This window comes from Actinomycetota bacterium (genome assembly GCA_030776725.1).
GTDB lineage: Bacteria > Actinomycetota > Nitriliruptoria > Nitriliruptorales > JAHWKO01 > JAHWKW01.
Window position 1 is genome coordinate 1 of record JALYHG010000229.1, and the last position, 14,850, is coordinate 14,850.

Sequence of the window (14,850 nt, forward strand, 5' to 3'; positions counted from 1 at the left end):
CCACAGCGCCGTGGGCGGCGGGCGCTGGGGTGGGCCGCGTCGCTGGGACTGCTGGCGGTCGCCGCGGCCGTCGCCCGTTCCCGGTGGCAGGCCGTCGGGGAGGCCGGCGGGATCCCCGGCTTGGAACCGGCGGCGGTGGCTGTGGGGGCCTACCTGGTCGGGAACACGCTGCTGGCGCTGAACTGGCGGGAGCTGGTGTCGTTGGGCGCGCCGCGTCCGCCCGCGCGCACCGCCGTGTGGATCTGGTCGGTGTCGCAACTCGCGCGGTACACGGTCACGCTGGGGCAGGTGGCCGGCCGCGGCGTCGTGGCCCGCCGCTACGGGCTGACGGCCACCGCCGGGGCGGTCAGCACCTTGCTGGAGCTGACCTTCTACCTGTCGGTCAGCTCCGCACTGTCCCTGGCGACGCTGCCCTGGTGGCTCCCGCTGGTGCGGGCACGGTGGCTGGCGGCGATCGGAGCCCTGCCGTTCCTGGTGCTCGCCGCGACCCTCACCCACCCCCACGCGGTGCTGCGCGGCCTGTCACGTCTGCTCGACACGCGCCTGGGCCGGTGGGTGACGCGGGGACGCCTGCAGCGCCTCGACGAGCGGGTCGAGGTCTCCCGCGCCCGCCTCGCGCGGGTCGCCGCGCTGTACCTGGCCAACAGCGCGGTGAGGTTGGCCGCGTTCCTAGTGCTGCTCACCGCGGTGGGTGGCGACCCGGCCCGGATCGGGTTGCAGGCCGTCGGGGCGTACGCCGTCGGTCACCTCGCTGGAGGGCTCGTGGTGTTCGCGCCGGGGGGGATCGGCGCGCGCGAGGGCGCCACGACGCTGGTGTTGGCCCCGGCGCTGGGCGCCGACGCCACCCTCGTGCTGGTCGCGGCCGTGCGACTCTTGGAGATCGTGGCCGAACTGCTGCTGGTGGGGATCGCCAGGGTGCTGCGAGGACCAGCGCCGGCCGGTTGAGCTCCTGGCCGCACCGCCGCCCCCCTCAGCCGCCGCGGAGCACGTCAGCGACCGCACCGAGCTCGTCGTCATCGGCGCGGAGCAACGGGCTCCACGGTCGGACGAGCTCCTCGCGGTCGTACCGAGGGACCACGTGCAGGTGCAGGTGGAACTCCGACTGGAAGGCGACCTCGCCGGTGGCCTGGAACAGGTTGACGCCATCGGCTCCCAGCCGGTCACGGGCCAGCCGCGCGACGACCCATCCCGCGCGCATCACCCGAGCGGCGACGTCCTGGTCGGCGTCCCACAGGTCACGGACGTGACGCCGGGGCACGACCAGCGTGTGCCCGCGCGTCGCGGGGTGGACGTCGAGGAACGCCACGGTGTCGGCATCCTCGCGGACCCGGTGGTGGGGTTGATCACCAGCGACGATGGCGCAGAACGTGCAATCCCCGCTCATGGCTGCACCGCTCGTCGCAGCCGGACGTCCAGCGCCGTCTGCCGGTTCCGCGGCCGGTCGTGGGCGGCTGCGGCCGCGAGCGCTGCGCCCTGGCCGACCACCACCAGCGCCTGCTGCGCCCGGGTGATGGCCGTGTAGGCCAGGTTGCGCCACAGCATCGCCCGGTGGGATCGGTCACAGACGAACACCACCACCGGCCACTCGCCACCCTGCGCCTTGTGCACGGTGATCGCCCACGCGTCGGTCAGGTCGCGGGCCTGGGAGCGGTCGTAGGTGACGTCCCCTCGGGGGAAGGTCACCCGCAGCTGCTCGCGACGCGGGTCGACGTCGACCACGTACCCGATGTCGCCGTTCGAGACGTCCAGCTCAGCGTCGTTGCGCGTCTGCATCACCCGGTCGCCGGCGCGGAACCCCGCCACGGCCGCGCCGCGGCTCGGGTTCAGAGCCGCCTTCAACGCCGCGTTCAGCGCGTCCACGCCAGCGTCGCCGCGGTACACCGGCGCGATCACCTGGATGTCACCGACCTCGACCCCGAAGTAGGCCGGCATGCGGTTGGCGACCGCCTCGACGACGCGTGGCACGATCCGCGCCCGCCTCGGCTCCTCCGCGACGATCACGTCGCCGTCGACGGCGCGGAGCTGTCCGAGGGCTCCGGCGTTGACCTCGGTGGCCAGCGACACGATCCGACTGGTGGCGGCCTGGCGGTGAACCTCGGTCAGCGTGACCGACGGCACGAGCTGGGCACGCAGCAGGTCCCGGACGACATCACCGGTGCCGACCGGGGGCAGCTGGTCGGGATCGCCCACCAGCAGGAGATGCGCCCCGTCGTCGACCGCAGCCGCCAGCGACGCCGCCAGCCACGTATCACACATAGACACCTCGTCGCAGACGACCAGATCGTGCGGCAGCCGCTCCCCCGCCCCGTAGCGGAACGCGAAACCCCGGCCGTGGCCGTCGTCGGAGCTCATGGGACGCGCATCCAGCAGGCGGTGCACGGTGGTGGCGGGGCGGCCGACCAACTCCTCCAGGCGTTTGGCGGCCCTGCCGGTCGGCGCGCACAGGGCGACGTTGAGGCTGGCGGCCTCGGCGGCGGCGACCACCTCCTGGACGGTGCGCGTCTTGCCGGTACCGGGTCCGCCGGTCAGGACGGTGACCGGCGCGTCGGACACCAACCGGACGGCCGCGGTTTGGCCGGCCGTGAGCTCCGGCGACGGGTCGATCGCTCCGCGGTGCGGTCGCAAGCGGGCGCGGCCGGTCGTGTGTAGACGGGCCAGGTCGTCGGCCAGTGCCTGTTCGGACGCCAGACCGGCGGAGGTGTACACCGCTTGGATCAGGCCCCCGTCGACGCTGATCTCCTCGACGGTGAGCTCACCGCCCGCCACGGCCAGCGTCAGCCCATCGTCGGCTGCGTCCATGTCGACCTGCGCCAGGCGGGCCGCCTCCTGCAGGCACTGCTCACGCGTCAGGTACTGGTGCCCGTCACGGTGGCGTGCAGCGGCGTGCGCGGCGCGGGCTGCCGCCGCCAGACGTCGTGGGTCGAGGCGATCCACGCCCAGATGGCGGCCGAGCGCGTCGGCGTGCGCGAAACGGCACCGGTCGGCGTCCAGCACTGCGTACGGATCGCGGCGGACGACCTCGGCGGCGTCCACGCCCAACCGGGCGAACACCGACCGCACCGCGTCGTAGGGCAACCCTGCCGGCTCGACCAGCCGGACGAGCGCTGCCAGCGCGGCGCCCTGCTGCCAACGGGCGTGGATCGCCTCGGCCAGGTCGGAGCGGATCCCCGCCTCGGCCACCAGCCGGTGCGGCTCGCGCTCGATCACCGACCCGGCCGAGGGTCCGAACGCCGCCACGATCCGATCGACGGTCCGGGGTCCCACGCCGGGGAACCGCCCGGTCAGGAGGAACGCCCGCAACCCCGCGACCGTGGTCGGGACGGTCTGTTCGTAGTAGGTCGCCTCGAAGGTCCGCCCGAACCGCGGATGGTGCTGCCAGCTCCCGACCAGTCGCACGGTCTGGCCCTCGACCAGGTCGGCGAGCGGTCCAGCGCAACGCGCACCGCCTGCGTCGCCACGCGGTTCGACGCACAACTCGACGACGCCGAAGCCGGTCGCAGGGTCAGCGTGGTAGACGCCGAGCACCTCGCCGATCAGCTCATCGCCGGCGAACAGCTGTGGCACAGCGCCCCTCCGCATGGTGCAGGGACGGAGCGTGCCACATGTGCAGCCGCCGGACGCTTCACCGTGTCACGCGTTCACGCTGCCGTGAACGGTCGGGTGCGTGGTCGCGCGGCCGGCTACCGGCTGCTGACCGCCTTGACGGGAGCCTGCGCGAGCCCTTGCTCACGCTCGTCCCAGTGCTCGTCGTCGCGGCGTGGGCGAGCGACCAGCCATCCCAGCAGGAACCCGATGGTCAACCCGACCAAGGCGAAGGTCATCCGCGGACCCCAGGTCCGTACGGTCTCCTCGTCGACGTGCTCGTCGACGAAATCCCCGACCCGCTCGGCCGTGGCACGCGTGCGTTCGGCGAAGAGTTCCGCAGCGCGCTGGGCTTCCTGCGTCGCCTCCGCCAGGCTCTGACGGGCGTTGGCCAGGGATTCCTGCATGCGTTGAGCAGCGGGTTCGAGCCGCTCCGATGCGGCTTCACGGGCGGGCTCGAGGCGGTCGTCGACGGTCTCGGTGAGCTTCTCGGTGCGGCTCTTGGTGGGTGTCACCTTGTCGACGAGCCGTTCGGTTGCGGTGGGGTCGGATCCGATCCGCTCCTGGACGCGTTTGCGCATCTTCTGCGCGGTTCCGCGGGATCTCACGGTGGCTCCTTGTGTCGGTGCGGCGTGTGACGTTGTTGCAACTGACCGTAGAGCCCGGGACCGCACGACGCTGGCCGCTGGGGTGCACCTTCCGTCCAGTGGTCCGGATCCGCGCACGGTCGGGGTCGGCTGATCGTCTACGACGCGGTGTCGGCCTGACGGTCCAGCGTGTCTCGGATCGCGGCGGCCACCTGCGCCGCGTGCTCGTCAGAGTCGTACGCGTGGCGCGGCCAGAAGAACCCGCGCAGCCCGTCCTTGGGTGTGCGTGGCACGACGTGGACGTGCAGGTGCGGCACGCTCTGACTGACCCGGTTGTTGATCGCCACGAACGTGCCGGCGGCGTCGACCGCGGCGGGCACCGCGGCGGCCAGCCTCTGCACCGCCCCGAAGAGGTCACCGAGCCGGGCCGACGGGAGGTCCACCAGCGTGCGGCGATGCTGGCGGGGAACCACGAGGACGTGGCCGGGGAACAGCGGACGTCGGTCGAGGAACGCCACCACGTGCGGTTGATCCAGCACCGTGTGGGCGTCGGCCTCACCGGCGACGATGCGACAGAACGCGCACTCGCGGCTCACGGACCGGCCAGCGGTGCGGGAGGGAGGACCGACCAGCGGATCCCGGCGACGGCCGCCAGCTCGTCGAGCAGGTCAGCGGCTTCGAACGCCTCGGCCGGAGCGACCACCCCGTGTGCGTGCGCGTCACCGGCCACCAGCCGTGCGACGACCGTGGCGATCGCCTCCGCCGTGAAGCCGTAGACGTCGCGCCCGTGCGCCCACGCCCGCGCGACATCTCCGTTGGCGCCCACCACCTCGGCCGCACACGCCCAGCGCGTCTGTCGCCGCCGAGCAGGGGAAGGACCTTCCGGACCGGCCGCCAACAGACGGTCGAGCAGCGCCCGAGCAGGCGCCCACCCCAACAGCCGCTTGCCCAGGGGCGCCAGGTCGGCGACCACACCGGGGATGGCCACGTACGACCTGACCTCCCGTGCGTACGGGACATGCCTCGGGACGAGGACGGGTTCGCCGCCAGGGAAACCGGCCACGTGGTGGGGACCGATCGGACGCGGGAACCAGGCCAGGCGCCGGACCTGCCCCGGTTCTTCCAACTCAAGGCCGTCGACGTAGGCGTACCCGGGGGCGGCGAGCGCGCGGACCCCGGTGCGTCGAGTTCCGCGTGACGCCCACCCACCGGAGCCGCGTACGAGGTAGGCGACGTGTACGTCGCGGGCCGTCTCGACCTGGGTCGCTGCGACGTCGGCCAGGAGATCACCGGGCACGTAGTCGAACCCGCACGCGGGCACGGCGGTGATGCCGGCGCGAGCAGCCGCCGTGGCACGCTCGTCGAACGCCCACCGCAGGAACGGCTGCTCTCCGGTGCTATCGACGTAGTCCACACCAGCGCGGATCGCGGCGTCCAGCGCCGGCGGTCCCAGGTCGACGAACGGTCCGACGGTGCTGACGACCACGTCGACCCCTGCGAGCAGCTCGCCGAGGCTGTCTCGATCGGTGACGTCCACGGCGCGGACCTCGGTCACGGCTGGTAGGTGGCCAACAGCTCGCTGCACGCGACCCGCGTCACGCGCCGCAGCGATCAGGTTCACCCGGCGGCGGTCGAGCGCGTGGGCCACCAAGCGACCCGTGTAGCCGCTGGCGCCGAGTAGACCGACCTGCGCCACGCCTCCTCGCCTTGGACGGCAGCGTCCGAGCGACCGTAGTTGACGGACCTGCGTGGACGTTCCGGGGGTGCGGGTCGCGATCGGCGCCCGCGTCTGGCTTCACGTACGTGACTCGGCGGCCCGGGGATGCCACCATCCCAGCCCCGCGCGTGGAAGGCCGGCATGCGAACTCGCTGCGCGTCGAGTGTCCCGACCGAAGCCACGTTGTTGCGTATCCCCGTGGTCGCGGACGGTTGGGTGGCGGCGCTCCCGCCCGTCCCGGACGGCCACGACGCGTCGATCAGCGTCAGCGACGCCGGCTTGATCGATGCGCGGAGCGACCTGGAGGCGCTCGGCTACACGCTCGCCGGGGTGAACGCCACCCTGGTTCCGGTCGGGCGCCGCGTCGCGGACATCCTGGTCAGCGATGCCTCGGCGACCGCCCAGCCGGACTGGTACCGCGACCTGGCACGGCGGGCCGAGCGTGCCTTCCCCCTGGCGATGGGTCCGGTGATGGCCGTCCTCCATGAGTTGGTCGCGATGCACCAGGCCAGTTGCGGTCGGGATGTGACACCACCTCGATGAGGTGCTAACGTCAGTACGCAGCGGAGCCGTTCTTCGCCTTCCACGCTCCTGGCACGTCCCCCGGGATGCTCGAGATCTCCCCGTATCTGCGTTCGACAGCGCCACAAGAGCGCCGTGCGCTTGCAATAGTTAGCGACATGGGGTTAACTGGGGAGCGAGACGCCGACCGAGAGTCGGTCGAGCGTCGTCGGGAGCGGCCCGGTGTGGGCCAGCCATCCCGGTCCCGCCGGTGGCCGTCCCCTGACCACGTTCCCGCAAGCCCACCATCAGACCAGATCGGAGAGCAACGCATGGCGACTCAGACCCAGACCAAGCAGACCGCCAAGCACGCCGCCAAGGCCAACACCACCAAGCGCACGTCAGGTCGCCTGACGAGCGTGCCCGTCCACGAACGTGACCCGAAGGTGATCGCCGTCGACACCGCCTACGTCTTCGCGGGGCTGGCCAATAACGCCGCCCAGCTCGCCGGCGAAGCGGTGACGGCCGCCCGGACGCTCCCGGGTCGCATCCGCAGCACCGACGCCAAGCGCACCCGCACGGACCTCGAGAAGCGCGTGCGTGATCTGCGCAACCGGCTCGAGTCCCGCTTCGACGAGAAGGCCGCCGAGGGTCGGACCCTCGCCGACGACCTGCTCAAGGACCGCCGAGTGCGCAACGTCGTCGATCAGGCCGGCAACGCCCGCAGCCAGGTGAAGGCCGCCGTCACCTCCGTGCGCCGGACCGCCCGCCGCAGCGTCGAGGCCGGTGCCGCGGCAGGCCGCGACCAGGCCCAGACCGCCCGGTCGCAGACCAAGGCCGCGGTGACGTCAGTGCAGAAGACGGCCGACGCCGTGGTCGAGGCCGTGACCGGCTCGAAGACCGACGAGCAGGACAGCTAGGCAGCCACGAGCCTCCCCCGGTGAGGCGATCCCCGCCCCGCCTCGCCCCGGCACCCGCGCGGTGCCCCAGACCGCCCTCTCCCCCGCGGAGAGGGCGGTCTGCTGTTCGCCCACGGTGGTTGTCGCGGCCCACGGTCGGTTCGCGGCAGATGCGTGGCTACGCTCCTGTGCGATCCAGGAGTGCCCGTGTCCCTCCAGCAACGCATCCACTCGGACCTCACGGCGGCGATGAAGGCCCGCGACCGCCAGCGGGTCAGCGCCCTTCGGATGCTGGTCGCCGAGATGAAGAACGCAGCGGTCGACGCCGGTGGGGGACCGCAGGGCCAGCTCCCCGACGACGTGGTCGAGCAGCTGCTGCAGCGCGAGGTCAAGCGTCGCCGCGAGGCCGCGCAGACCTACCGTGACGCGGGCCGGCAGGATCGTGCGGTCGCCGAGGACGCCGAGGCCGACATCTACCGCGAGTACCTGCCGGAGCCGCTCGGCGACGAGGAGCTGCGCACCCTCGTCGACGCGGCCATCGCCGAGGTGGGGGCCGACACGTCCCGAGACATCGGCAAGGTCATGGGCGTGGTGATGCCCCAGGTCGGCACCCGCGCCGACGGCGCACGCGTCTCCACCATCGTCAGGTCGCGCCTGTCGGGCTGATCGTGCGGTCGTCGGGGAAGCACCGGCCGCTGATCGCGGCTGGCCACGGCCGGCGGCCCTCCACGCGGGCCGGAGCGCCGGCCGGTCACTCCTGCTCGCGCGACCGCATCACCTCCGCGAAGCTCTCGCCCGCGTCCAAGGTGACGATGTCGAACGGGATGTCGATGTCGGCGTCTTCGAAGGCATCGTGGATCGCTTCCGCCACCTGATCCTGGACCCGGCGGACCTCGCCCTGGTGCGACCCGGTCCAGTACCGCAGCTCCAGCCCGATCGACGACGCGCCGTGCTCGACGTAGTAGCCGTGCGGTGCCGGGTCGTCGAGGACGCCGTCGACACCACGCAGGGTGTCGAGCGCGACCTGTCGCGCGTGGGCGAGATCGGTCCCGTACGCGACACCGGTCGCGAACGTGCTGCGAACGGCGTCGGCGTCGGTCTGGATCTCGATCGCGCTGGTGTAGACGTCGGCGTTGGGAACGACGACCAACCGCCCGTCGAACGTGCGGATGCGGGTCTCGCGGATGGTGATGCCTTCCACGGTGCCGCGGATGTCGCCCACCTCGATCTGGTCTCCGCTGACGAACGGCTGACGGAAGATCAGCAGGATCCCGGCCAGCAGGTTGCTCAAGATGTCCTGGAACGCGAACCCGGCTGCGACGCCGAGGAGACCCAGACCCCCCAGGACCGATGCGACGCTGAGCGACGGGAACGCGATCGGGAGCGCAACGGCCAGCCCGAGCAGCACGATCCCGACGTACGCCAGCGTCGAGAACACCCGCCCGAAGCTGGGGGTGCGTGCACCGGCCAGCCGCGGCCGCATCCGCGAGCGCACCAGCCGACCGACGAGGACGAAGATCGCGAGGACGACGACGGCGAGCACGAACTTCGGCAGCAGTGCGAAGAAGGTCTGCGTCGCGTCGGTGATCGTCTGCAGGATCTGTCGGCTGGGCGACACCGAACCCGGATCGGCGGGCGGTGTCTGGGCCAGGACCATCGGGTCTCCGTCGACGTGGTCAGGGACGTTCACGTTCGGCGGCACGACCCAGCTGTGGCCGTGCACGCCCCACGTTCACGAGTGTCGCGGCCTGGGACCCTCCGGGGCGTGCAGCGCCCGTCCGTTCGGGTGTCGCGGCGCACCGCGGCGTCACGGTGACCCGCGCGCGAGCGACTGTCCTAGCCTGGCCGGCCCAACACCGCTGCGGGAGGTGGTGTGTTCCGGAGGGTGCTGCTCGCCAACCGCGGCGAGATCGCCCGACGTGACATGGAGGGCGACGGGGGATGAGGCTGCCGGACCGCGTCACGATCGTGGAGGTGGGGCCGCGCGACGGTCTGCAGAACGAGCCCGCGACGGTCCCCACCGCCGTGAAGGTCGAGTTCATCGAGCGGCTCGCCCGGTGCGGGCTCGAGGTCATCGAGGCGACCTCGTTCGTGCAGTCCGAGCGGGTGCCGCAGCTGGCGGACGCAGCGGAGGTCATGGCCGCGATCCGGCGCCTGCCCGACGTCCGTTACCCGGCGGTCGTCCCCAACGAGCGGGGGTTCGATGACGCGCTGGCCGGCGGGGCGGACGAGATCGTGGTGCTCACGGCCGCCAGCGACGCGTTCTGCAAGGCGAACCTCGACCGGACGGTCGACGAGAGCCTGGAGATGATCGCCCCCGTGCTCCAGCGGGCATCGCAGGCGGGACTGCGCGCACGCGGCTCCGTGTCCACCGTCCTGGGATGCCCCTACCAGGGCGCGGTGCCCACCACCGACGTGGTCCGCGTCACCGTGGCGCTGTTCGAGCTGGGCTGCGCGGAGGTCAGCCTGGGCGACACCATCGGCGTCGGGACGCCCGCCGAGGTGCGCAGGCTCCTGGACACCATGCGGCGCCATGTGACGCTCGACCGGCTGGCGGTGCACATGCACGACACGTTCGGGCAGGGCCTGGCCAACACCTTGGCGGCGTTCGACGCCGGCGTCACGGCCGCCGACACCTCAGCCGGTGGGTTGGGCGGGTGCCCGTACGCACCGGGCGCGGCGGGCAACCTCGCCACCGAGGACCTGGTGTACGCGCTCGAACGCAGCGGGATCGACACCGGGGTGGATCTCGACGCTCTGGTGGACACCACCGCCTGGATGGCGTCGCAGCTGCGTCGTCCACCAGCGTCGCGGGCCGCCCAGGCCATCCTGGCCCAACGCCGTCTGGCCGCAGCCAAGCACCCGTAGCCTGCGCGCGGGACGCACCCCGACGAGGAGCGAGACGTGGGCAGCCACATCCTGGCGATCGACCAGGGCACAACGGGTACCAAGGCACTGGTGGTCACCCCAGACGCGGACGTGGCCGGCCAGGCGTACTCGGAGTTCCAGCAGCACTACCCCAGGCCCGGCTGGGTCGAGCACGATCCGGAAGAGATCTGGGACGTCAGCCGCCGGGTCGCCGAGCAGGCGGTCGACGCCGCCGGGCTCGACGCCGCGGACGTCGCCGCCATCGGGATCACCAACCAGCGCGAGACGACCGTCCTGTGGGACCGTGCCACGGGTCAGCCGGTCCACAACGCGATCGTGTGGCAAGACCGCCGCACCGCGGGGCTGTGCGACCGGTTGAAGGCCGAGGGGCTGCAGGACCCGGTCCGCCACCGCACCGGCCTGGTCATCGACGCCTACTTCTCGGGGACCAAGGTCGCGTGGCTGCTCGAGCACGTGGAGGGCTTGCGGGAACGAGCGGAGGCCGGTGAGGTCTGCTTCGGCACGATCGATTCGTGGCTGGTGTGGAAGCTCAGCGGCGGCCGCAGCCACGTCACTGACTACACCAACGCCTCGCGGACGCTGCTGTACGACATCTACCAGCGGCACTGGGACGGCGAACTCCTCGAACACCTCGCGATCCCCCACGCGGTCCTGCCTGAGGTCGTGGCCAGTTCGGGGCAGCTGGCGGAGACCGCCAACGGGGCGCTGCTCACCGACGGGATCCCGGTCGCGGGGATCGCCGGGGATCAGCAAGCTGCGCTGTTCGCGCAGGCCTGCTACGAGCAGGGCCTGGCCAAGAACACCTACGGGACCGGTTCGTTCGTCCTGATGAATCAGGGAACCGAGGTGGAACGGGTCACGCGTGGGCCGCTGGCCACGATCGCGTGGGGCATCGGCGACGAACCGGTCGAGTACGCGCTGGAGGGTGCGATCTTCGTCACGGGCTCGGCGGTGCAGTGGCTGCGTGACGAGTTGCGCATCATCGACGACGCCGGCGAGACCGAGGAGCTCGCGGCCAGCGTCGACAGCAACGACGACGTGTACCTCGTGCCGGCACTCACCGGGCTCGGCGCCCCACACTGGGACCCCTACGCCCGCGGAACGGTGGTGGGCCTGACACGCGGCACGAGCCGGGCGCACCTGGTCCGCGCCACGCTGGAGAGCATCGCCTACCAGACGCGCGACGTGGTGGTGTCCATGACGCAAGAGACCGGGATCGCCCTGGAGGAGCTCCGCGCCGACGGCGGCGCGGTGGCCAACCGGTGGTTGATGCAGTTCCAAGCCGACATCCTCGGTGTGCCGGTGGTGATCCCTCGGATCACCGAGACGACCGCGTTGGGCTCGGCCTACCTGGCCGGGCTGGCGACCGGGGTGTGGTCGGGGAAGGACGAGCTGGCGGAGCGTTGGACGGTGGAGACCCGGTACGAGCCCGCCATGGGCGCCGACCAGCGTGAGGCCCTGCACGCCCGCTGGCAGCAGGCCGTCGACCGCGCTCGCGACTGGGCCCGCGCGGAGTGACGTCAGCGGCGACGTGACGCGACGTCGGCCAGCACCTCACGGGAGACGTCGAGGAACACGTCGAGTTCGTGTGGCGTGCCGACGGTGACGCGGATGTGGTGGTCGAGGCGGTAGGGCGCCAGCGTCCGGACCCCGACACCGTGGTCGGCGTACGCCGCGACCACCGGCCCGGCCGGCTCGCCGAGGTCGACCAGGACGAAGTTGCCCAGCCCGTCGACGAACGGGATCTCGAGCTCCGTCAACCCCGCGGCGAGGCGCCGCCGCCCCGCGACGGTGCCGGCGACGGTGCGCTGCACGTGTCCGTCGTCGCCGAGCGCCGCGACGGCTGCCGCCTGCGCCAGCGCGTTGACGTTGAACCTGACCCGTGCGGTGTCCACCGCGGCGACCAGGTCGCGGGAGCCGAGGAGGTAGCCGACCCGCAAGCCTGCGAGCGCGTACGCCTTGGAGAAGGTGCGCAGTGTGACCAGGCGGGGATGGTCGACGTCGAGGTCAGCGACGGGGACGTACCCGCGGTCGTCGCGCGCGAACTGATGGTAGGCCTCGTCGACCACGACGGTGACGTCGGCCGGGACGGCGTCGATCACCGCGCGGAGCTGGTCGCCGTCCAGGTGGGCACCGGTCGGGTTGGCGGGGTTGTCGATCGTGACGATCCGCGTGTCGGGGCGGAGACGGTCGATGAGCGCGTCGGGCGTCCGGGCGAAGCCGTCACCCAGAGGGGCCTCGTCGAACCGGGCGCCGGCGACCTGCGCACCGAGCCGGTAGACGATGAACGCCCGGTCGTAGGCCAGGACCGACCCGGCGTTGCTCCCCCGGTCGGTGCGGCGCGCCTCGTGCGCGATCAGGTCCATCAGCAGCGCAGCCGAACCGTTCCCGACCGCCACCTGCTCGACGCCCAGGCCTTCGTGGCGGGCGATGACGGCGCGCAGTTCGGCGCTCTGGTCGTCGGGGTACCGGTTGGCGTCGCCGGCGTGGGCGGTGAGGACGTCGACCACCGCGGGCGACGGCCCGAACGGCGACTCGTTCGATGACAACCGCACCTGCATGCCCGGCGGCGGGCCGACCGCCGCTGCCGACGCCACCGTGACAGGCCGCGCTGAGCGACCTGTCGACGTCGGCCGGTCGTCGCTCACCCTTGGACGTCGGTGCCGCCGCCGAACGCACCGGTCTGGCGGTGGCTGCCGCGCCGATCGCCCTCGCCGTCGGCGTCGTCGCGTCCCGGCAGGCGGGCCCACACCTCGTCCAGGACCTTCCTCGCCCATCGGAACTGCGTGGCCAGGATGGCCAGGCCCGCGGGGATCGCGAGGATCGCGGGACCCGGCAGGACGATCATCGCGATGCCCGCCACCAGGACCACGGAACCGACGATGCTCACGGCGACGCGCTTGCCTTCACGCAGGACGAGCTCGCGGACCCGACCTCGTCGTCCGTCTCCTGTTCCGCGTCGGACACGATCCCTCCTCGGTCGTCCGCCGACGACGTCGCGCCCATCGCTGGGATCGACCGGCCCGCAGCCCCGATATGAAGGGTAGCCTTACCTTCGATGGAGACCTCCACCGGCCTCGCCCCGGCGGCCACCGACGACGCGGCAACGGCACCGCCGGCGGTGTCGTGCATCGACGTCAGCCGCTCGTTCGGGGACGTGGCCGCGGTGCGGGGACTCGACCTGAAGGTCGGGCGCGGCTGCATCACCGCGCTGCTGGGGCCATCCGGGTGTGGGAAGACCACGACGCTCCGGCTGATCGCCGGGTTCGAGCAACCCGACGCCGGGCACATCGAGCTGGACGGCGACGTGGTCGCCACGCCCGCACGATCGGTGCCCCCCGAGCGTCGCAAGGTCGGGATGGTGTTCCAGGACCACGCGCTGTTCCCGCACCTGACCGTCGCGGGCAACGTCGCGTACGGGTTGCATCGCTGGCCGCGGCAGCAGCGCCGCGACCGGATCGCTGAGGTGGTCGACCTGGTCGGCCTCACCGGCCTCGAGCAACGCCTCCCGTCCGCGCTGTCGGGAGGCCAGCAACAGCGTGTCGCGCTCGCGCGTGCACTGGCGCCCCGCCCGGAGGTGGTCCTGCTGGATGAGCCGTTCTCCAACCTCGACGCAGCACTGCGCGCGGCGGTCCGCGCGGACGTGCGACGCATCCTCAAGGACGCCGGCGCGACCGCGGTGTTCGTGACCCACGACCAGGAGGAAGCGCTGTCGCTGGCCGACGAGGTCGCGGTGATGGGTGCGGGGTGCATCCACCAGGTGGCCGACCCTCACACCCTGTACACCCGCCCCGCCGACCGCTTCGTCGCGACGTTCGTCGGGGACGCGGACGTGGTCCCCGCCGAGCGGGTCGGCCGCTACCGCGTCGCGACCCCCCTCGGGATGGTGGCCACGGTCGGGCCGGTGCCGGCGTCGAGCGTCGAGGTGGTGCTCCGCCCCGAGGCGCTGAGACTGACCGCGAACAGCGCGGGTCGTGCACACGTCCAGGCTGTGTCGTACTTCGGACACGACCAGCTGGTGCAGCTGCGGCTGGCGGACGGGACGTCGCTGCGGTCACGGCTGGGACCCGACCCACGTTTCCGTCCCGGCGACCGGGTCGACGTCGACGTGCGCGGTCCGGTGGTCGCGCTGGGCTCGGAGGCGTGAGCGCCGCGATCAGGCGGTGTTCAGCTCCCGGTAGACGGCGGGGACCACTGCGCGCAGGTACCGCCCGAGGCGGATGAACGACTCGCCGGTCTCCCGGAAGCGGTAGCTGATCGGGACCTCGGCGTACCGGTACCCCTTGGCCAGCAGGTCGAGGGTGAGGACCTGGGCGTAGTTGAAGTCGTGGACGATCTCCGCTGCGGCCGCTGCGGCCGGCGACAACGCCCGGTAGCCGCTCTGCCCGTCGCTCACCGGGTGGCGGGAGACGATCCGCAGCAGCGCCGTGAGCACGAGGTTGCCGACGCGGCGGTGCGGGAGCATGCGCTGGATGCGGCCACCGAAGCGCGTCCCGACGACGTAGTCGGCGGTGCCGTCGAGGATCGGGGCGACCAGCGCCTCGAGTTCCTCGGGGGCGTACTCGCCGTCGGCGTCGCAGAACGCCACGGCGGCCGCCTCGCGGTCGACGGCCTCGGCCAACCCCCGCCGCACCGCCGCGCCGAGCCCACGGTTGGCGGCGAAGCGCACCACGGC

Annotated in this window: 16 protein-coding genes; 7 read left to right on the top strand and 9 right to left on the bottom strand. The window is 72.4% G+C overall.

The features are described 5' to 3' along the window. On the top strand, positions 1–945 hold a 945-nt coding region (locus M3N57_11075; GenBank protein ID MDP9023209.1), incomplete at its 5' end, for a flippase-like domain-containing protein. A gap of 25 nt (positions 946–970) precedes the next feature. Here M3N57_11075 and M3N57_11080 read toward each other — a convergent pair. The 5 genes from M3N57_11080 to M3N57_11100 all read right to left on the bottom strand — a co-directional run bounded on the left by M3N57_11080 (position 971) and on the right by M3N57_11100 (position 5,865). Further along, complete coding sequence (locus tag M3N57_11080; GenBank protein ID MDP9023210.1) at positions 971–1,384, bottom strand: HIT family protein; 414 nt, start codon at positions 1,382–1,384, stop codon at positions 971–973. Beyond that, positions 1,381–3,564: an AAA family ATPase gene (locus M3N57_11085; GenBank protein MDP9023211.1), complete on the bottom strand. Its 2,184-nt coding sequence runs from the start codon at positions 3,562–3,564 to the stop codon at positions 1,381–1,383. The genes M3N57_11080 and M3N57_11085 overlap by 4 nt, the downstream gene beginning before the upstream one ends. A 116-nt stretch (positions 3,565–3,680) precedes the next feature. After that, positions 3,681–4,190, bottom strand: a complete 510-nt coding sequence (locus M3N57_11090) for a hypothetical protein (GenBank protein MDP9023212.1) — start codon at positions 4,188–4,190, stop codon at positions 3,681–3,683. Positions 4,191–4,327: 137 nt separating this feature from the next. Next, entirely contained in the window at positions 4,328–4,765 is a 438-nt protein-coding gene (locus M3N57_11095; GenBank protein MDP9023213.1) for an HIT family protein, read from the bottom strand. Beyond that, complete coding sequence (locus M3N57_11100) at positions 4,762–5,865, bottom strand: saccharopine dehydrogenase NADP-binding domain-containing protein (GenBank protein MDP9023214.1); 1,104 nt, start codon at positions 5,863–5,865, stop codon at positions 4,762–4,764. Before M3N57_11100 ends, M3N57_11095 begins: the two co-directional genes overlap by 4 nt. A gap of 204 nt (positions 5,866–6,069) precedes the next feature. Between M3N57_11100 and M3N57_11105 the strand changes: the two genes are divergently transcribed. From M3N57_11105 to M3N57_11115, 3 genes are all read left to right on the top strand, one after another. Beyond that, entirely contained in the window at positions 6,070–6,429 is a 360-nt protein-coding gene (locus M3N57_11105) for a hypothetical protein (GenBank protein ID MDP9023215.1), read from the top strand. 290 nt (positions 6,430–6,719) lie between these two features. After that, positions 6,720–7,307 carry a hypothetical protein gene (locus tag M3N57_11110; GenBank protein ID MDP9023216.1) on the top strand — a complete coding sequence of 196 codons (588 nt, stop codon included), beginning with the start codon at positions 6,720–6,722 and terminating at the stop codon, positions 7,305–7,307. Positions 7,308–7,493: 186 nt separating this feature from the next. Continuing rightward, complete coding sequence (locus M3N57_11115; protein MDP9023217.1) at positions 7,494–7,952, top strand: GatB/YqeY domain-containing protein; 459 nt, start codon at positions 7,494–7,496, stop codon at positions 7,950–7,952. Between the two features lie 85 nt (positions 7,953–8,037). On the opposite strand, the gene M3N57_11120 is transcribed toward M3N57_11115, so the two are convergent. After that, positions 8,038–8,976, bottom strand: a complete 939-nt coding sequence (locus tag M3N57_11120) for a mechanosensitive ion channel family protein (protein MDP9023218.1) — start codon at positions 8,974–8,976, stop codon at positions 8,038–8,040. Between the two features lie 257 nt (positions 8,977–9,233). Between M3N57_11120 and M3N57_11125 the strand changes: the two genes are divergently transcribed. Then, on the top strand, positions 9,234–10,154 hold the full coding sequence (locus M3N57_11125; protein ID MDP9023219.1) for a hydroxymethylglutaryl-CoA lyase: 921 nt from the start codon (positions 9,234–9,236) through the stop codon (positions 10,152–10,154). A gap of 36 nt (positions 10,155–10,190) precedes the next feature. Beyond that, positions 10,191–11,693 carry a glycerol kinase GlpK gene (glpK, locus tag M3N57_11130; protein MDP9023220.1) on the top strand — a complete coding sequence of 501 codons (1,503 nt, stop codon included), beginning with the start codon at positions 10,191–10,193 and terminating at the stop codon, positions 11,691–11,693. A gap of 2 nt (positions 11,694–11,695) precedes the next feature. Here the strand turns inward: glpK and M3N57_11135 are convergent, their stop codons facing one another. Continuing rightward, complete coding sequence (locus M3N57_11135; GenBank protein MDP9023221.1) at positions 11,696–12,724, bottom strand: aminotransferase class I/II-fold pyridoxal phosphate-dependent enzyme; 1,029 nt, start codon at positions 12,722–12,724, stop codon at positions 11,696–11,698. 95 nt (positions 12,725–12,819) lie between these two features. Further along, the gene (locus M3N57_11140) at positions 12,820–13,065 is read right to left on the bottom strand and encodes a PGPGW domain-containing protein (GenBank protein MDP9023222.1); all 246 of its coding nucleotides are present in this window, start codon (positions 13,063–13,065) and stop codon (positions 12,820–12,822) included. A gap of 168 nt (positions 13,066–13,233) precedes the next feature. On the opposite strand from M3N57_11140, the gene M3N57_11145 reads away from it, so the two are divergent. Then, a complete protein-coding gene (locus M3N57_11145) occupies positions 13,234–14,322 on the top strand; it encodes an ABC transporter ATP-binding protein (GenBank protein ID MDP9023223.1) in 1,089 nt (362 codons plus the stop codon). Positions 14,323–14,331: 9 nt separating this feature from the next. Here M3N57_11145 and M3N57_11150 read toward each other — a convergent pair. Then, the coding region (locus M3N57_11150) for a glycosyltransferase family 2 protein (GenBank protein ID MDP9023224.1) at positions 14,332–14,850 on the bottom strand (519 nt) is incomplete at its 5' end.